An 18,707-nucleotide genomic window follows, 5' to 3' on the forward strand; every position below is an offset into this window, starting at 1 on the left:
CGTGACGATGCGACCGAGTCCGGGCCCGGCCTGCACGAGACAGCACGTTCTCTGCACTGTTCTGCGCACGCCGTTCCGGCCGGCCGATCCGGCGGTTTCCGGCATCCGCGCGGGCGACGAGACGCTGCGGGCCGGGAGGGGCCTTGCGGCTGCGCCCCACCCGGCCCGAGCCCCCTACCCCTTCTGTTCCACGCGCACCCAGTCCACCTCCGCCTGTACTCCCCCGGCGGCGATGCGGTCCACGCTCGACTGGGGCAGGCCCCAGTAGGGGGTGGTGACCTGGTTCCAGCCGGCCGGGTAGGCGCCGCCCAGGGCCAGGTTGAGGATGACGTACTGGTCGTGGTCGTAGACCCATTGGCCGCGGGTCGACTCGACCTTGTTGCGGGTGGTCTCCTGGACCAGCCGGTCGTCGACGTAGAAGCGCATCGCCGTCGGGGTCCATTCGACGGCGTACGTGTGCCACTGGTCGGCGCGGCCGCCGTTCGGGTAGGTCTGGCGGGCGCCGATGTTGCCGTCGGCCGAGTAACCGGGGCCGTGCAGGGCGGAGCTCGTCCAGTCGGCGTAGCCGATGTTCTCCATGATGTCGGTCTCGCCGGAGGCCGGCCAGGAGACGGACGGGTCGTCGACGTTGCTGCCGAGCAGCCAGAAGGCGGGCCAGAAGCCGTCGCCGACCGGGAGTTTCATACGAGCGCTGACCCGGCCGTAGGTGAAGTCGAACCTGGTGTTGGTGTCGATGCGGCCGGAGGTGAAGTCGTAGGTGCCGCCGCCCGCCTGGGTGCAGCCCTTGCAGTACTTGGACCTGAGGATCAGGCTGCCGTTCTCGGTACGGATGTTGTCCGTGGAGTCGACGTATGCCTGTGACTCGCCGTTGACCGGGCCCATCTCCGTTCCGGTGCGTACGACACGCCACTTGGAGCGATCGAGGGCGGCGCCGGTGAAGTCGTCGAAGAACGTGGTGCGGTAGCTGCCCGGCTGGTCGGCGGGGAGGGCCGGGTAGACGGCGGAGGCGCTGCCGCCGGTGCCCCAGACCTGGAACTCGTAGAGGGAGTAGCCGAACTGGGCGGTGTAGGGGGCCGGGTTGTAGAAGGAGCGGCGCTCCGTGCCGAGCATGCGGACATAGCGGCCGGTGGCCGGGGACGGGAGGGTCACGGTGTCGTGCAGGCCCGCCGCCTCGGACGGCGACTTGACGTTCGCGCGGCGCGCGGCGACGTCGGCGGCGGACGGCTGGTAGACCGTGCGCCAGGTGCGGTTGTCGTCGGAGACCTGGATCCGGTAGTCGACGGCGTAGGCCGCCTCCCAGTACAGGTCCACGGAGGAGATCGTCGAGGTGGCGCCGAGGTCGACCGAGACCCAGCGGTCCGCGTTCCAGTCGCTCGACCAGCGGGTGGCGTCACCCTTCAGATCGGCGGGCCAGCCGCCGTCCGTGACGAACGCCGGTGAGTTGCCGGCGTGTTGGTAGAGGTTCGAGTAGGCCGGGTGGTTCAGGGCCAGGTTGGCGCGGGTCGCCGACGCGGGTGCGGGTTCGCCGCCGTACACCTTGAAGGAGTAGAGGGAGTAGCCGTACGGCGTGGCGCGTTCCAGGCCGCGCAGGCGGACGTAGCGGCCGGTCGCCTCCTGGGGGTAGGTGTGCGCGGTGAGCGAGCCGCCGGTGCCGGCGGTCTCGGTGTAGAAGGGGGTCCAGTCGGTGCCGTTCCTCGACACCTCCAGCACGTAGCGCTTGCCGTACGCGGCCTCCCAGTCGAGGGTGACCCGGTCGATCCGGATCGTGGTGCCCAGGTCGAGGCGGATCCAGGCGTCGTCGGCGAAGTTGCTGGACCAGCGGGTGGCACCGTTGCCGTCGAAGGCGAGGCCCGGGGTGGTGCCGCCGTTCTCGCTGCCGGAGGCGGTGACGGCGGCCGGGTTCAGGGCGTAGGCCGCGGCGGCGCGGTCGGTGTCCCAGCCGGCCGCTTCGGCGGCGGCGGGCTGTGCGACGACGGGGGCGGCGAAGGCCGGGCCGGCGGACAGCAGCGCCAGCGCGGCGAGGGCCGTCATGAGGGTGCGCGGGGTGCGGGGGAAGCGGGCTGACCGTGGGGCGGTGGATGGCATGCGGCTCTCCTCAGTTCTGTTGCTATGACATGCACCTGACATTTCTGTTCGTGGTTCGGTGCGCGTGATTCGGTGCGCGTGATTCGCTGCACGTGGTTCGCTGCGCATGGTTCGTCGCAGGGGTGTTCCCGCGGGGTCGTACATGGGTCCCGCTGGGCCGTACATGGGTCCCGCGGTGGGCGCGGGCTCCCGCGCCCACGCCCACCGCAGGGGTATCAGGCGGGCCTCAGGCGGCCCGGCTCGACTGTCCGCGGTGGGTGCGGACGATGTCGGCGTAGCGGTGGCCGGTGCCCTTGATGGTGCGCACCTGGGTGCGGTAGTCGACGTGGACGAGGCCGAAGCGCTTGTCGTAGCCGTACGCCCACTCGAAGTTGTCCAGCAGCGACCAGGCGAAGTAGCCGGCCAGCGGGGCGCCCTTGCGGGCGGCGGACGCGCAGGCGGCGAGGTGCCGGACCAGGTAGTCCTGGCGCTCCGGGTCGTCGACGGTGCCGTCGGGGCGTACGACGTCGGGGAAGGACGAGCCGTTCTCCGTGACATACAGCTTGCGCGGGGCGTACTCCTCGGTGAGGCGCAGCAACAGCGTCTCGATGCCGCTCGCGTCGATCTCCCAGTCCATGCCGGTGCGCGGGACGCCGGACCGGCGGACCGAAAGGGCGCGCGGGGCCGGGCCTTCGGGGTCGTCGGCGACGGTGGCCGGGAAGTAGTAGTTCAGGCCGAGCCAGTCGAGCGGGGCGGCGATCGTCTCCATGTCGCCCGGCTTCTCCGGGAGTTCGACGCCGTAGACCTCGCGCATGTCGGCCGGGAAACCGCGGCCGTGCACCGGGTCCAGCCACCAGCGGTTGGTGTGGCCGTCCATCCGGCGGGCGGCGGCGATGTCCTCGGGGCGGTCGCTCGCCGCGTGGACGGTGGAGAGGTTGTTGACGATGCCGACCTCGGCGTCCGGGGCGGCGGCGCGGATCGCCTGGGCGGCGAGGCCGTGGCCGAGGAGGAGGTGGTAGGAGGCGCGGACTGCGGCCGTCAGGTCGGTGAGGCCGGGGGCCATCTTGCCCTCCAGGTGGCCGATCCAGGCCGAGCAGAGGGGCTCGTTGAGGGTGGTCCAGTGGGTGACCCGGTCGCCGAGTCGTTCGGCGACGACCGAGGCGTACGCGGCGAAGTGCTCCGCGGTCTCGCGCTCGGGCCAGCCGCCACGGTCCTGGAGCGCCTGCGGCAGGTCCCAGTGGTAGAGGGTGACGGAGGGGGTGATGCCCGCCTCCAGGAGTGCGTCGACCAACTCGTCGTAGAAGGCGAGGCCCTTGGGGTTGACCGGGCCGTCGCCGCCGGGCACGACGCGCGGCCAGGCGACGGACAGCCGGTAGGCGTTGGTGCCGAGGCGGCGCATCAGGCCGATGTCCTCGCGCCAGCGGTGGTAGTGGTCGCAGGCGACGTCGCCGTGGTCGTCGTTGTCGATCTTGCCGGGGGTGTGCGAGAAGGTGTCCCAGATCGACGGGGAACGGCCGTCCTCCGCCACGGCTCCCTCGATCTGGTACGCCGATGTGGCCGTGCCCCACAGGAAGTCGTGCGGGAGTGCGGCGAGGTCGATACGTTCGGACACTGAAGCCCTCTCAGGAATAGGGGGGTTGGTCGTCGCTTCACCGGCTGCCGTCCGGCCGCCGGTCGTACGACCGGTGGCCGTACGACCGGCAGCCTCCGCGGCGTCGGTCACTTGACCGCTCCGGCGGTGAGGCCGGCGACGAGATAGCGCTGGAGCAGCAGGAATCCGGCGACCACGGGCACGCTGACGACCAGCGAGGCGGCCATGATCTGGTTCCAGTAGACGTCGTTGAGCGTGGAGTAGCCCTGGAGTCCGACCGCGAGGGTGCGGGTGGCGTCGTTGGTCATCACCGACGCGAACAGCACCTCGCCCCAGGCGGTCATGAAGGCGTAGACGGCCACCGCGACGATGCCCGGGATCGCGGCCGGGACCACGACCCGGAACAGGGCGCCGAGCGGTCCGCAGCCGTCCACCAGGGCCGCCTCGTCGAGTTCACGCGGCACCGAGTCGAAGTACCCGATCAGCATCCAGATGGAGAACGGGAGCGAAAAGGTGAGATACGTGAGGATCAGGCCGCCGCGCGAGCCGAACAGGGCGATGCCGGTGGCGTTGCCGATGTTGACGTAGAGCAGGAACAGCGGCAGGAGGAAGAGGATGCCGGGGAACATCTGCGTCGACAGCACGGTCACCGTGAACACGCGCTTGCCGCGGAACTCGTAGCGGCTGACGGCGTACGCGGAGAAGACCGCGATCACCACCGAGCAGACGGTGGCGGCACCCGCCACGATCAGCGAGTTGCCGAAGTACTTGGCGAGCGGGACGGTCGACCAGATGTCGATGTACGGACGGATCGTCAGACCGCTGGGCAGCCAGCGGAACTTGCCGCTGACGTCCGCGAGGGGCTTCAGGGAGCTGGAGATCATGACGTAGACCGGCAGCAGCACGAACCCGGTGAGCAGGGTGAGGAAGACCCGCCGGGTCCATACGAACGAACTCGGCTGCGCCATGGGCGAGTCAGACACGGGAGGTCCTCCGTCCGCGGGACGTGACGGCGAGGTACACGCCGGTGACGAGGAGCAGGAAGAGCAGCAGCAGGACCGACATCGCCGAACCGGTGCCGAAGTTCCAGGTGACGAAGGACGCCTGGTAGATGTGGACCGAGATGAGGTCCGCGGCCGCGGGGGCGGTCCTGCCGAACAGGACGTACGGCGTGTTGAAGTCGTTGAACGTCCACAGGAACAGCACCAGGACCAGCACCTGGTTGACCGCGCTCAGCGACGGCAGGGTGATGTGGCGGATCTGCTTCCAGACGCCGGCGCCGTCGAGGGCGGCCGCCTCGTACAGCTCCCGCGGGATGTTCTGGAGGCCGGCCATCACGATCAGGAAGGCGAACGGCCAGCCCTTCCACACGGACACGGTGAGCAGGGCGTAGAAGCTGTTGTCGCCGATCAGCCAGAAGGACGGCTGGTCGGTGAGGTGCAGCTGGTCGTGCAGGACGTGGTTCACCAGGCCGTTGTCGTGCTGGAACATGAACACCCAGGTGATCACGGCCGCGTAGACCGGCAGGGCGTACGGCACCAGGAACAGGGCGCGCAGCAGACCGCGGCCGCGGAAGGCGTCCTGCATGCAGATCGCCGCCGCCGTGCCGATCAGCCAGCACAGGCCGACGGACAGCAGCGTGAAGGCGACGGTGACCAGGAAGGAGTGGAGCAGGGCCTCGCCGACGGGCGCGTCGAAGTCCACCGACACCGTGTAGTTGTCCAGGCCGGACCACGGCGCGGTGCTCCAGTCCCGGATGAAGAACTGGGTGAGCTCCTTGAAGCTCATCACGATGCCGATCACCATCGGCACCAGATGGACCAGGAGTTCGAGGATCAGCGCAGGCAGAAGCAGGAAATACGGGAGTCCGGCGCGGCGGAGCCGCCCGGTGCGGCGGCGGGAGCCGCGCGCCGCACCGGGGGCGTCCTTGCGCACCGTCCGCCCCCCGGCCTCCGTGGAGACAGTGGTGGTCATGGTGCTCACTTACTTGGTCGGCATCTGCTGCTGGGCCTTCTCGAGCTTCGCCTTCACCGACTCGGCGGTGACCGCGCGTCCGGCCGCCGCGTCCGCGAACAGTTCCTTGACGGCCGTGCCGACGGCCGTCTCGAACTGGGACTCGTCGGCAACCTGCGGCAGCGCCGCGGCGCTCTTGGCGAGCGTGTCCTTCAGGACCGCGTTGGACGGGGTGTTGAAGGCGGTGTCCGCCTGTGCGGCGGCGACCGGCGGAATGGAGCTGTACGAGGTGTTGAGGATCTTCTGCTCGGCGTCGCTCGTCATGAACTTCACGAACTCGGTGGCGCCGTCGAGGTTGTGGGTGTTCTTGAAGACCGCCATGTTGATGCCGGCGACCATGGAGTTGACGTTGGTGCCGGTACCGGGGGTGCCGGACTGCACGGGGACCGGGGCGATGCCGTAGTCGGCCTCGCTCATGCCCTGGGACTTGAGGTTGGCGGACGCGGACTGCCACAGCAGCATCGCGTTCTTGCCCTTGGCGAAGTCGCTGACGGACTGGTTCTGCGCGTACTCGGCGTTGCCCGGCGCGATGATCTTGTCGGAGGCCATCAGGCCGACGTACTGCTGGACCGCGCTGACCACGCCGTCGTTGGTGAAGTCGGGCTTGCCGTCGGCGGTGAAGAAGTCGGCGCCGTGCTGCTTGGCGAAGACGAAGACGTGGTGGATGTTCTCGGACGGGTTCGAACCCTCGGCGCCCAGGCCCCACTTGCCGCCCTTGGACAGCTTCTTGCCGTCGGCGATCAGCTCGGCCCAGGTGGCCGGCGGGTTGGCGATGCCGGCGTCGGCGAACATCTTCTTGTTGTAGTAGAGCGCGTACGCCATCGAGTACAGCGGCACCGCGGCCGGGTCCTTGCCCTCGGCGCCGGTCGAGCCGAGCGCGGAGGCGACGAAGCGGTCCTTGCCGCCGATCGCGGCGAACTGCTTCGCGTCCCACGGCAGCAGCGCCCCGGTGGCCTGGAGCGAGGCGCTCCAGGTGTTGCCTATGTTGAGGACGTCGGGGCCCTGGCCGGAGGTGGTGGCGGTGAGGATCCGGTTCAGCAGGTCGGACCAGGGGACCACCTCCAGCTTGACCTTGATCCCGGTCTGCTTCTCGAACTTGTCGAGTTCGGGCTGGAGGACCTTCTTGTCGACCTCGATGCTGGCGCCCTGGTTGGAGGCCCAGTAGGTGAGCGTCTTCGGCGAGTCGTTCGACCCACCGCCGGTCGCGGATCCGCCTCCGCAGGCCGTGGCGGCGAGAGCGAGTGACATGGTGACGGCGCCGACGGCCGCGGCTCGGATGCTGCGCATGGCTCCTGGTGTCCCTTTCCTGGAGTCGTGAACCCGGAGGCAGGCCGCGGAAGTGACACCCCGTTCGACTCCCGAAGCCCCTCATGGCTTAATTTACGACGTGAGTTAAACCTCGGAAGAAGAACGCGTCAAGACATCCGGCAGGGTCTCCCCGGGCGGCACCGTCCGGATCGGGGGCGCCGGGCCGGTGCGCACAGCGATCGCACAGGCCGTGACCTGCGCTGGGACCGCCTCGGGGGCGTTGTGCAACGGTTGTGTTTCGACGGGCCCCGGGGCACCCCGGGCAGCGGCCGGACCGGGACAATCCGCGCCACGAACCCGGGGGTTCGTGGCGCGGACCGCCCTGTCCGCTACAGCTCCTACCGTGTCGATCCGGTCACCGGCGCCGAGGCGGGCACCGGCGCGTACCCGGTGGGCCGGGCCGTGAAGGTGCCGCGGCCCTGGGTCCGGCTGCGCAACCGGGTCGCGTAGCCGAACAGTTCGGCCAGCGGCACGGTGGCGCCGACGACCGCCGAACCGGCCCGTACGGTCGAGCCCGTGACCCGGCCGCGGCGCGCCGCCAGGTCGCCGAGCACGGAGCCGACCGCGTCCTCGGGCACGGTGACGGTGACCTCGGCCACCGGCTCCAGCAGGACCATCACGCAGGCGCGCAGGGCCTCGCGGAGCGCGAGCCGGCCTGCGGTACGGAACGCCGTGTCGGAGGAGTCCTTCACATGCGTCGCCCCGTCGGTCAGCGTCACCCGCAGTCCGGTCACCGGATGCCCGCCGAGCGGACCGTCGGCGAGGGCGTCCCGGCACCCGGCCTCGACCGCGCGCACGTACTCCCGCGGCACCCGGCCGCCGACCACGGCCGAGCGGAACTCGAAGCCCCCGCCTCCGTCGCCGCCTCCCTCGCCGCTTCCGACGGGCCCGGAGCCGGTGGGGTCCGGCGGATCCATCGGTTCCACGTCGAGGACGACATGGGCGAACTGCCCGGCGCCGCCGTCCTGTTTGACATGACGGAAGACCAGCCCGGAGACACCGCGGACGACGGTCTCGCGGTGGGCCACCCGCGGGCGGCCCACGTTGACGTCGAGGCCGTGGGCACGCCGGAGCGTCTCCACCGCCACCTCCAGGTGCAGTTCCCCCATGCCGGACAGCACCGTCTGACCCGTCTCCGGGTCGGTGCGGACGACCAGCGACGGGTCCTCCTCGGCCAGCCGGCCGAGCGCGGCGGCCAGCCGGTCGGTGTCGGTGCCCCGCAGGGCCTCGACCGCCACGGAGACGACCGGGTCGGCGACCCCCGGCGGTTCGAGCACCAGAGGTGCCTCGGGAGCGCACAGCGTCGAGCCCGCGCGGGCCGACTTCAGGCCGACCACGGCGACGATGTCACCCGCCACCGCCCGCTCCAGCGGGGTCCGGCGGTCCGCCTGCACCCGCAGGATGCGGCCGATGCGCTCGGTGCGCCGCGCGCCCGCGTCCATCACCGCGTCTCCCTTCCCGATCGTTCCCGAGTACACCCGCAGATACGTCAGCCGCCCCGTCGGGGTGGCGTTCACCTTGAACACCAGGGCCGCCAGCGGCGCCGCCGGGTCGGCGGACCGCTCCTGGGGCACGCCGTCGTGGGTACCCCGTACGGCGGGTACGTCCAGCGGCGACGGCAGATAGGCCACGACGGCGTCGAGCAGCGGTTCGATGCCGCGGTTGCGGTAGGCCGAGCCGCACAGCACGACCACGCCGTCGCCGCTGTGCGTCAGGTCGCGCAGCGCGGCGGCCAGCGTCCGCGCGGACAGAGCCGACCGGGCGCAGAACTCGTCCAGCGCGCCCGGGTGCAGTTCGGCCACCGCTTCCTCCAGCACCCGCCGACGCCGGTCCGCCTCCTCGCGCAGGTCCGCCGGCACCGGGCCCTCCTGAGCCGTGTCGTCGCCCTCGGCCCAGGTCAGGGCCCGCATGCGCAGCAGATCCACGACGCCGGTGAAGCGGTCCTCCGTACCGATCGGCAACTGCACGACGAGCGGAGCCGGGTGCAGCCGCGCCCGGATCGAGGCGACGGCCGTGTCCAGGTCGGCGCCCGCCCGGTCCAGCTTGTTGACGAACGCGATCCTCGGTACGGCGTGCCGGTCGGCCTGCCGCCACACGGACTCGCTCTGCGGCTCCACACCCGCGACGGCGTCGAACACCGCGACGGCGCCGTCGAGGACGCGCAGCGAACGCTCCACCTCGTCGGCGAAGTCGACGTGCCCGGGGGTGTCGATCAGGTTGATCCGGTGACCGTCCCACGCGCAGCTGACGGCCGCGGCGAAGATGGTGATCCCCCGGTCGCGTTCCTGGGGGTCGAAGTCGGTGACGGTCGTGCCGTCATGGACCTCGCCGCGCTTGTGGGTGCTGCCGGTCGCGTACAGCATCCGCTCGGTGAGGGTGGTCTTGCCCGCGTCCACATGGGCGAGGATGCCCAGGTTGCGGACGGCGGCGAGCGGGTCGGTGAGGTGAGGGTCGAAGTGGGTACGCACGGCCCATGGCCTTTCGGGGCGACGGTGGAAAAGGGCGGCGCGATGGCCGGACGGGGACGTCGGTGTGCCTGCGGCCCGGCCGCCGGGCACGGCCTCCGGCTCGGCGAGCCGGCTGGCCGGCTGGCTGGCTGGCTGGCTGGCTGGCTGGCTGGCTGGCTGGCTGGCTGGGCGAACTGGCCGCTCGGCGGCTCGGTAGGCTCAGCTGGCTCGGCAAACTGGCCAGCTCGGCGAACCGGCCGGCTCGGCTGAGCCTGTGGGCTCCGCGGGTCAGGCCGAAGGGCAGGGCTCTTGAGGACGTCGTCTCGTCACGGCATCCGGTGCCGGCCGCGCAGCGGGCACCGGGCGGCCGGAGACACGAGGATCACCTCGTACCGGGAACGGGAAGCGACGACAGCGATGCGGACACGCACGGCCGGGCTCCCCTCACTCGTCACGACGACGCGCCGCCGTACCGTCGGCCGGCGCGTGATGGGTTGAGTCTAGGGAGAGCCACGGCGTCGAAGCACACGATTTTCCGCGCGATCGATTTCCGCGCGGCCGGGGGGGGACTTGGCCTCAGCCCTCAGGCAGAACCGCCGACTGCCCTCAGGTGTCGGGCCCACCGCCCTCGGAGGACGGGCCCGCTGCCCCCGGGGGACGGGCCCACCGCCCCCGGGGAACGGGCCCGCAGCCCTCAAGGCGACTCGGCGCCCGTCGTCCGGGGCGCGTTCGCCCAGAACTGCGCCCGCACCCGTCGCAGCCAGGCCTCGGCCGCCGTCTCGTCCGGCCGCTCCGGCAGTACGCTGCGTGTCTCCTCGAAGGCCTCCTCGAACCGGCGCAGCAGGGGCAGCGCGGCCTCGGGGTCGGCCGCGACCTGCTCACCGAAGCGGTGGTAGCCCTCCGGGTCGTCGACCCTGATGGTCAGCCGGCCCGTCGCATAGAGCTCGAACCCCTGCGTGCAGAGCCGCTTGAGGTGGCGGGCGTGCTTGGCGGTGCGTCTGCGGACCTCGGCGGAGCGCGGCCCTTCGCTGCGGTTCTGGAGCTTCCTGAACTGCTGGGTCGCGTAGCCGAGATAGGCGGCGCGGATCCTCGGTGCGCTCAGGAACGACGGCCGGATGCCGATGAGTTCGTCGCCCAGCGGAGTGCGGACCTCGTACAACTCGTCCGGCAGCCAGACGAGTTCCATCACCGTCGGATTGCCGCCCAGCGCCAGCCGGCACCACTTCGCGGCCTCGTGCAGGGTGCGGTCCGGTGCCGTGCTGACATGGGATTCCTTCGGCCCGTGCAGGCCGTGCAGTTCCTCGGTGGGCGCCGCGAACAGACCGAGCCGGTCCACGTCGGAGCCGGCGCGGGCGAGGCCGTACGCCGTCGAGCCGACGACGCCGGACAGCAGGATGTTGGTCATGGTCACAGGGGCCCCCGATGGTGGTCGTCTCACCGGCGCGGGCCGGTGCGTACGGCCCCGGGCGCCGTCCGCCGACCGCCCCCGGTACGGGGTGGCGGCGGGACAGCCATGATGCCCGGCCGCGGCCGCCGTCACCTCGCATTTTCCGTGGCCGGGCGGCGGCCCTCCGACGTGGGTTGCGGGCCGGACCGCGTTCACCCTTTCGGCTCCGTGCGCTGGTCGGGCACCGGAGCCGGTGGTGCCGTGGGAGGGAAAAGGGAGCACCAGCACCTCGGGGATACGTCCTCGTCCTCAGGAGGCATCCGTGATGACCCCTCGCCCGTCCCGACCCGCCCGTGTCCTCGCCTCGGCCCTGGCGGCGGGCACGCTGCTGACCACGGCCGCCTGCTCGGACGGTGAATCGGGCGGCTCGGGCGCCACGACCTCGGCTGCGGCGACCGGGACGACCTCCCCCAGCCCGTCGGCCACGACCGCCGCCGTCACCCAGGACCAGGCACAGGCCGCGCTGATCACCGCGGCCGATGTGGAGGACGCCTGGACCCAGGCGCAGGACCCCAAATCCTGGCACGACGCCCTGCTGACCGGCACGGTCGACGCCTCCCAGTTCGTCACCGACAAGTCTGCCGCCGCCGACTGTCAGCGCCTGCTCGACGGGCTCTACCGCGAGGACCTCCTGGGCAAGCCGGCCGGGGCCTCGGCGCTCGTCGGGTTCACCCAGAACAACTCCCGGCTGCTCCAGCAGACCGCGGCCTACAACAAGGACGACCTCGACAAGTCGCTGAGCTGGCTGGCGGGTCTGGCCGACAAATGCGCCCAGTTCACCGTGAAGGGCTCCGGCGGCGACCGGACCGTACAGGTCGTGGAAGCCACCCTGCCGAAGGCGGGCGACACCCGGCAGGGTCTGACGGTGACGGTGAAGGGCACCTCGAACGGCGCGCCCGTCACCCTGACCCTGGACGTCGCCGCGTCGCAGGTGGGCCCCAACGCGGTCACGGTCACCAACGGCGGTACGGAGGGCGTCAGTCACGACAGCACCGCGGACGCGATCACCTTCGGAACCCAGCATCTGCAGGACGTGCTGGCCGGCAAGACGCCCGCGCCCGCACCGAGCCAGATCGAGTGACGCCGCTTCCTCCCCCCGGGTTCTCCGGGAAGCGTCCGGGTTCTCCAGGAAGGGAGCGGGATCTCCGGGGAGGGAGCGGGTTCCCCGGGGAGCGCTTGGGATCTCTTCGCGGGCGCGCGCAATCCGACCGGATACGCTCGCTTCCCGCCGCTCCGTGTTCGGTGATGCCCCGCGAAGGGCATCGTGCATACAAGGCGGTGCGGCGCCGGTGCCGTCCCGTGCGACCACGCGGGCCAGGGGGGATGTCAACTACCGTACGTGAGGCCGGTGTCGTGCTTCCGTGCGGTATCGCTGCCCCCTAGCATTCACCTGCCCCACGACGAGGTTCGCGCGGCGGCCGACGGTGGCATGCGCGCGGTGCGTCCTCGGCCGTGCCGACACCGTGCGGGCGCGGAACGGAGGGGGGACGAGCCATGGCGACATCGGGCCATGCCCGTTGGCGTCGGCGGCCGGAGTCGGTTCCCGTCGTCGCGGTGGGTGCGGCGGGCACGCTGGTGGCGGGCGTGGTGATCGGGCTGCTGGTGGACACCTCGGCCCTGGTCGACTCGGGTGGATACCTGTTCGGTGCAAGCCTGTTGCTCGCCGTCGGCCTGTACGGGAGCACGTACGCGATCGATCTCGACGCGCTGCGGGCCGACCTGACCGGGGTGCTGGCCGCCGTGACCGTGGGGGTGCTGCTGAAGGCGGCCCTGATCGCCGGGACGATGCTGCTGGTCTTCCACCGGCCGCAGGCGCTGGTGCTCGGCATCGCGGTGGCCCAGATCGACCCGCTGTCCGTCGCCGCGCTCGGCCGCAACGGACGGATGTCGCCGCGGGCCCGGTCCTTATTGACGGCGTGGGCGTCCTTCGACGATCCGATGACCGTGCTGCTGACCCTCTACCTCGCGGGATACGCGTACACGGCCGCGGGGCACACGGGGGCGCCCGAGGTGTCGGGCGACGGCGGGGGCGGCTATCTGACCGGACTCGGTCTCAACGCCGCGCTGCTGGCAGGGGTGTTGTTGCTGTGGTGGGCCGGGCGCCGGGTGACGGCCGTGGTGCGCGGTGCCGGGTCGCTGAGGTGGGCCAGGGCGGCCGCGACGGTCGTGCTCGTGGTGGCGATGCTGGTGCTCGCGGCCGCGCAGCAGCTGATGCTCGCGGTGGCACTGGCCGGGCTGGTGGTCCGGTCCGCCGTCCTGACGAAGGGGCTGGAGCGTGCGGTGAGCGGTGCGTTCCTCGCCGCATTCCTGGCGCTCGGGCTGCTGCTGGCCCACGGGGTGGCGTGGTGGCCGGGATTCGTCCTGGGCGCGGCGGCCTTCGGAGCACAGGCGGTGGTGGCGCTCGGGGTGATGCCCCTGTTCGTACGGGATCTGGAGCGGCGCGACCGGATCGCGCTCGGTCTCGGACAGCAGAACGGCATCACGGCCGTGCTGATCGCGTTGACCCTGGAGCGTGACTTCCCCGGTACGGCGGCCACGGTGGGTCCCGCCGTCATCACGGTGAACGTGCTGCACGGCGTCTCGCAGGCGCTGCTGGCCCGTTCGGCCCGCGCCCGCCGCCCGGCCGTCGACCGGGAACTCCCGGTGGCCCATGCACGTCACTTCGTGCACGAGCGGAAGGCGCTCGACAAGAAGCTCGACGACAAGCTCGACAAGAAGTCGGTGGCGTAGCCGCGCGGCGGACGAGCCGGCAGACGGACAGATCGGCAGACGGCGAGATCGGCAGACGGCAAGATCGGCAGACGGACCGGCAGACCAATCAGCAGACGGACCGACAGGCGGGAGACGCGGACGGGAGACGCGGGCAGGAAGCGCGGACGGGCGGCGCGGACGGCCCACGGCGGGGAGGAGTCGTACGGAGGCGGCGGCGGGAGCGAGAGCGGCAAGGGTGGCAGGAGCGGCCGAGGCGGTGACCTCGGCGGGCCGGACAGGACCGGCGCGACCGCCGGTGGACCGGCGGGATCAGCAGGGCATACGGAACACCGGTGCTGCCGGACGACGGAGCGACCGGAACGGGGAGAGGCGTATGAGGCAGGGGACGGGACACGGCCGACGGGGGGCACCGAGGGCTGGCCGTCCGCCCGGTGTCCGGCCGGCGGAACGGGCCACCGCTCCCCCACGCGGCCCGCGGTCCCCTGTGCGCGGAGCTCACCGGTTCACGGCCTACGCGGCAGCGGTGCACGGTGCGGCGGTCTGCGGTACGGCACTGCTGCTGGCGGCCGGCGCCGCTCCGGCGTCCGCCGCGCCGTCGGCGTCCGACGAGCGGGACGTGCAGTTGGTGTACTGCCTGTCGGACGCGCATCGCGACGACCTCGTCGCGGCCGCCGTGGCGCTGGGGCTGCTGGTGCCCGGCAGCGCGGCCGGACAGGACTCGGTGCAGCCCGTACGGCCGGTGGGGTCCGCGGGGTCGTCGAGTGCCACGGGCGCCGCGGGAGCGTCGACGTCGCCGGGCGCCGCGGGACCGACGGCATCGGCGAGCGCCGCGGGGTCCGGTGGGCGTATGACGCTGCGGCAGTGGGCCGGGCGGCGTGCGAACGACTTCACGCGGGCCTGTTCCGCGCTGATGGCGGCCGCCGCGGCGGACTCCGACGGCCCGGCCGCGCAGGGATCCGGTGCCGAGGACGGCTGGTTCGAGACGTTCCTGAAGGGGCTGCCCGCGCTGGCGGCGGGTGCGCTGCTCACCCTGGGTGGTCAGCTCTCCGAGCGGGTCTCGTCCGAACGGCGCCTGTCGAGGCAGCGGTTGCGGACCGACGAGGCGGCGTTCCGGGGCGCGGCGCGCACGTATCTGGCCGCCTACGAGAGCGACCCGGAGGCGGATCACACCGCCGTACGGTCGACGCGTGAGGCGCTGGCCGGGACGCTGTTCCAGATACCGGGTCCGGCGGCACGGCGGCGGGCCGCCGCGCTGGCCGTCGAGCGGCTGCCGCTGGCCGGACCGCTGCCCGCCTCACGCGAGGGCGTGGTGCTCGGCTCGGAGGGCCGGGCCCGTGAGGCGCGCGAGGCGGGGGAGGCCGTGGATCTCGTGCTGCGCACGGTGTCGGACCTCGACCGTGGCGTCGCGCACTGGGCCCTGCGCACCGTGCTCGAGTGGCGGTCCGGCCGTACGGCGCCGGGAGCGGCCGTATGACCGGGCCGGTGCAGAACGACCCCCACGGCGTCCAGGACAACCCGTACGGCGTCTACGTGCCGGGCAGCAGGGACAGTCTGCCGTGGCTGCCTCCCCCGCTGCTGGACGACCATCCGCTGGTGCCCTGGGTGGAGGCGAGCCACGCCGGTCAGTGGGTGGACGTCGATCATGCCCTGGAACAGGTGAAACAGTTCGAGCAGTGCCTGAGAAGGCTGCCGGAGATGATCCTTCCGAGGGTGGACACGGGTCATCTGGTCGTGGTCACGGGACCGGTCGGCATGGGCAAGACCACCCTGATCCACCGGTGTGTGCATCTGGCCCACCAGTACCTGGACTACTTCAGGCAGCAGCCCCGGGCGGGCGCCGGCCGAGCGGGAGTCATCCAGCCGCCGACGCCCTACGTGGCGATGACCGGCGGTTACGACAATCGCGCGAACGGCATCAGCACGGACGCGCGGGGACAGTTCGCGTCGACGCAGGACATCAACACCGCCCTGCGCGACAAGATCGTCGACGAGCTGGGCGACCAGTTCCCCGAGAAGTCGCTGCAACGGGTGCGGGACGAACCGGAAGTCCACGAGGCGTTCCGGCTGCTCAGCAGGCTGCTCGCGCAGCAGGACGCGCTGCTGCTGGTCCTGGTGCCGCACATGGACTGGCGGGACGACATGGGTTCCGTGCGCACGGACTTCCTGAGGACCTGTCTGAAACATGCGCGCAGCAGAATCGTACTGTTCGTCGAGGTGTGCCACCACGATCCCGACCGGGCGCACGAGGTGGTCGACGAGATCTGGCCCAACAGCGCGCTCACCCATCTGAAACTCGGCAGCCTCACCTCGGAGGACACCGTGAAGTTCAGTCAGGCCGCCCGCGGGGACCATCCCGATCCCGACGCGCCGGTCCACTCCGGGGCATGGCTCACGTCCGACGTACGGCAGTTGCGCAAGCGGTACTTCAGCATCGCCGAGGAACGCAGACGTACGGGCGGCGAGGTCCGGGTCACCGCGGCCGACCTCGGCGCCCCCGTCCTCGACGTGACGGCCATGGCCCGCCACCCGTCGGCCGCCGCCGGTCCGGTCCCCAGGCAGCCCCCTCCCCCGCCGGGCACCTGAACCCCGGCCCGGCGGCCGCCCGGCCCCGTACCCACCCGATCCTCCGCGGCACCCACCCGCGGTGATCCCCGCACCCGCCCGCCGCTCGGAAGCCGAAACCGGATACACGAGGAGTGCCATCGTGGCCCCAGACCGTGGAGACATCTGGCACGAGAACCCCTTCCCGCTGATCCCGGTCGTGCGCCTCGGTCCGGCGTCCGACCTGGGAGACGCCTCGGTCCGAGGGGCCGACTCGGGCAACGCGCACATCACCACCCCGCTGATACAGGACCTCCGGGCGCTGGTCGACGACTACTTCGCGCCGCCCGCCGCCTCCGGCCGGCGGGGCCGGGCCATCGCCCTGGTGGGCGGGTACGGGCTCGGCAAGAGCCATGCGCTGCGGCGTACGTACCAGACGGTGCGCGAGCGGCACTCCGAGACGGCGATGTGGATCGTGGACGAGCCGGCGCAGGACATGGGGCGCCTCTACCGCGACCGGCTGCGCGGTCCCGGCGACTCGGTGCAGGGCCGACAGGCCTTCGAGGAGCTGGTGCGGGACTACTACGCCTATGTGACGGCGGGCTGGGTGGGCGCGCAGGAGGGCGATCCACGCCGGGACACCCTCCAGGAGATCGCGACCGGGCTGCGGGAACGCGCGCTCGACCCGGACAAGGTGGTGGCGGCACTGCGCTACGACCCCGAGGTGATCCACGCCGATCTGCGGGGCACGCTCGGCGAGGTCACGGAGCACCGCAGGTTCGCGACCGCGCTGGCGCTGCTGCTGGAGCCGCCGTTCAAGCGGATGGTGTGGAACTGGCTCGGCGGCGAGGAACCGGCCGAGCCGCTGCGCGAGCGGGGCATCACGGAGGCGATCGGCCCGTCCGGCGGCGGGGCGGGCAACCCGGCCGGGATCGACCGGGTGTTCGACGCGCTGGCGGTGCAGGGCTTCCTGCACGGCCGGGTCGGCTCCGCCTACGTGCTGTTGCTCGACTCCCTGGAGAAGGTCTTGGACTGGCCGGAGGAGAACCGGCGCACCTTCATGGACGCCTTCGAGCGGCTCGTCAACATCTACACCAGCCATGGCGGTCTGCTCGTGTTCTGCACCTCGCCGGAGGGGCTGCGGGCGCTGCGGGCCGGCATGCACGAGCGGGTGGTGCAGTTGTGGCCGACGGGGCTGAGCAACGAGCACACCCGGGAACTGGTCGCCAAGTACCTCGCGGAGAGCGGCCAGGGCGCCGGGACGGAGGCAGTGCCGGCGGCACCGGACACGGGGCCGTTCGAGGAGGAGGCGCTACGGCTGCTGCACGAGCTGACCGAGGGCGTGCCGCGCGAGGTGCTCAAGGTGTGCCGGCTGGCCTGGCAGCTCAGCGAGGAGCCCATGGAGCCCATGGAATCCGCCGGCTCCGCGGAGCCCGCGGAAGCCGGGGCGGGGGGCTCGGCCGGGTCGCTGCCGGGTTCCGGGACCGGGGCCGGCACCGGGGACCACGGTGGCCCGGACGGCGGCCGGAGGCTGGTGGTGCGCCGGGTGACCGGGGCCACGATGCTGAAGGCGGTGCGGCAACTGCACGAGCGGGTGTCGTACCGCAAGGTCCTCGACGACGTGCATGACGCGCTGGACCTCGGGCAGTGGCGGATCGCCTCGCGTGATCCGGTACCGGCCCGGCTGTCGCGTTCACCGGGCGGCCGGGACGAGGTGGTGCACTGGCTGTCGCCCGCCCCCAACGCCTATCTGGCGGTGATCCACACCCGTTCGGTGCTGCTCGCCGACGACGCCGAACGCATCGCGGCCCATGTGCACGGGCTGCGCAGCGCGGTGCGCCCGGGACGGTTCGAGGCGCTGCTTGTGGTCAACGGGCTGGTGTCGCAGGCGATGCAGGACCGGCTCGGGCGGTCGATCGGCTCCCGGCCGCTGGTGTACCGGCAGGGCGGGTTCGCGCAGACCGTGCACGAGGCGCTGCTGCAACTGGAACGCCGTCTGGTCGAGGAGCAGCGCGAGGGCGACCTCGCCGAGCTGGGCGAGCGGATGCGGCGCGATCTGGAACAGCAACAGGCGGCCCAGCTCGAGGAGTTGCGCCGCGCCGTCGCGGCGCTGGCACTGGAGACCGTGCCGAGAGTGACCGTCCCGGCGACCGTGGGGCCCGTCGGCGAACTCGAGCCGGAAGCGGTCGAGTTGCCGGTCCCGGTACGACGCAGGTTCCGCGACGCGCTGGCGATGCTGGAGACGGTGACGCGGCGGGTGGCAGGCCGGGCGGTGAGCCGGCGTGTGGCGGCGACGCCCGCCGATCTCAGCGTCCTGGGCTGCGCCACCCTGGTACGGGAACTGACCGAGGACTTCCGGGGCTCGGTCACCGCCTGGGCGCGCGGTACGCAGCCGGGCGCGCCGACCGAGCTCCAGCTGAGTGAACTGCGCCGGATCTGCCGGGAGTACGAGTGCGCCGTCGAGGTGCTGCCGGTACATCTGCTGGGCGGCGCCGAGCCACAGCATCCACTGACGCCCGCGCGAGCCGTGGAGGTCCTCGCCGAGGAGGTCTGGGGCTCCCTCAGCGCGGTGCCTTGAACCGGG

At 71.9% G+C, this 18,707-nt stretch carries 12 protein-coding genes; 5 read left to right on the top strand and 7 right to left on the bottom strand.

The features are described from left to right. Positions 1 to 174 precede the first annotated feature (174 nt). The 7 genes from ACZ7OY_RS08230 to ACZ7OY_RS08260 form a co-directional block, all read right to left on the bottom strand. The gene (locus ACZ7OY_RS08230; RefSeq protein ID WP_471910636.1) at positions 175 to 2,085 is read right to left on the bottom strand and encodes a discoidin domain-containing protein; all 1,911 of its coding nucleotides are present in this window, start codon (positions 2,083 to 2,085) and stop codon (positions 175 to 177) included. A gap of 226 nt (positions 2,086 to 2,311) precedes the next feature. Further along, complete coding sequence (locus ACZ7OY_RS08235) at positions 2,312 to 3,676, bottom strand: GH1 family beta-glucosidase (protein ID WP_471910637.1); 1,365 nt, start codon at positions 3,674 to 3,676, stop codon at positions 2,312 to 2,314. Between the two features lie 107 nt (positions 3,677 to 3,783). Beyond that, positions 3,784 to 4,623 (bottom strand): carbohydrate ABC transporter permease, encoded by an 840-nt coding sequence (locus ACZ7OY_RS08240; protein ID WP_152891050.1) that lies wholly within the window; start codon positions 4,621 to 4,623, stop codon positions 3,784 to 3,786. 7 nt (positions 4,624 to 4,630) lie between these two features. Then, a complete protein-coding gene (locus ACZ7OY_RS08245) occupies positions 4,631 to 5,629 on the bottom strand; it encodes a carbohydrate ABC transporter permease (protein WP_471910638.1) in 999 nt (332 codons plus the stop codon). Between the two features lie 9 nt (positions 5,630 to 5,638). Further along, positions 5,639 to 6,955, bottom strand: coding sequence for an ABC transporter substrate-binding protein (locus ACZ7OY_RS08250; protein ID WP_471910639.1), 1,317 nt, complete (start codon positions 6,953 to 6,955; stop codon positions 5,639 to 5,641). Between the two features lie 359 nt (positions 6,956 to 7,314). Further along, positions 7,315 to 9,444, bottom strand: coding sequence for an elongation factor G (gene fusA / locus ACZ7OY_RS08255; RefSeq protein ID WP_471910640.1), 2,130 nt, complete (start codon positions 9,442 to 9,444; stop codon positions 7,315 to 7,317). 673 nt (positions 9,445 to 10,117) lie between these two features. After that, the gene (locus ACZ7OY_RS08260; RefSeq protein WP_471910641.1) at positions 10,118 to 10,828 is read right to left on the bottom strand and encodes a nucleotidyltransferase domain-containing protein; all 711 of its coding nucleotides are present in this window, start codon (positions 10,826 to 10,828) and stop codon (positions 10,118 to 10,120) included. 307 nt (positions 10,829 to 11,135) lie between these two features. Between ACZ7OY_RS08260 and ACZ7OY_RS08265 the strand changes: the two genes are divergently transcribed. The 5 genes from ACZ7OY_RS08265 to ACZ7OY_RS08285 all read left to right on the top strand — a co-directional run bounded on the left by ACZ7OY_RS08265 (position 11,136) and on the right by ACZ7OY_RS08285 (position 18,701). Then, positions 11,136 to 11,951 (top strand): hypothetical protein, encoded by an 816-nt coding sequence (locus ACZ7OY_RS08265; RefSeq protein ID WP_471910642.1) that lies wholly within the window; start codon positions 11,136 to 11,138, stop codon positions 11,949 to 11,951. Positions 11,952 to 12,364: 413 nt separating this feature from the next. Continuing rightward, on the top strand, positions 12,365 to 13,600 hold the full coding sequence (locus tag ACZ7OY_RS08270; protein WP_471910643.1) for a hypothetical protein: 1,236 nt from the start codon (positions 12,365 to 12,367) through the stop codon (positions 13,598 to 13,600). A gap of 505 nt (positions 13,601 to 14,105) precedes the next feature. After that, positions 14,106 to 15,056, top strand: coding sequence for a hypothetical protein (locus tag ACZ7OY_RS08275; RefSeq protein ID WP_471910644.1), 951 nt, complete (start codon positions 14,106 to 14,108; stop codon positions 15,054 to 15,056). Beyond that, positions 15,053 to 16,165 carry a P-loop NTPase family protein gene (locus tag ACZ7OY_RS08280; protein ID WP_471910645.1) on the top strand — a complete coding sequence of 371 codons (1,113 nt, stop codon included), beginning with the start codon at positions 15,053 to 15,055 and terminating at the stop codon, positions 16,163 to 16,165. Before ACZ7OY_RS08275 ends, ACZ7OY_RS08280 begins: the two co-directional genes overlap by 4 nt. A gap of 121 nt (positions 16,166 to 16,286) precedes the next feature. Next, positions 16,287 to 18,701 carry a hypothetical protein gene (locus tag ACZ7OY_RS08285; RefSeq protein WP_471910646.1) on the top strand — a complete coding sequence of 805 codons (2,415 nt, stop codon included), beginning with the start codon at positions 16,287 to 16,289 and terminating at the stop codon, positions 18,699 to 18,701. Positions 18,702 to 18,707 lie beyond the last annotated feature (6 nt).

It is taken from the genome of Streptomyces sp. NPDC107559, from assembly GCF_055657365.1.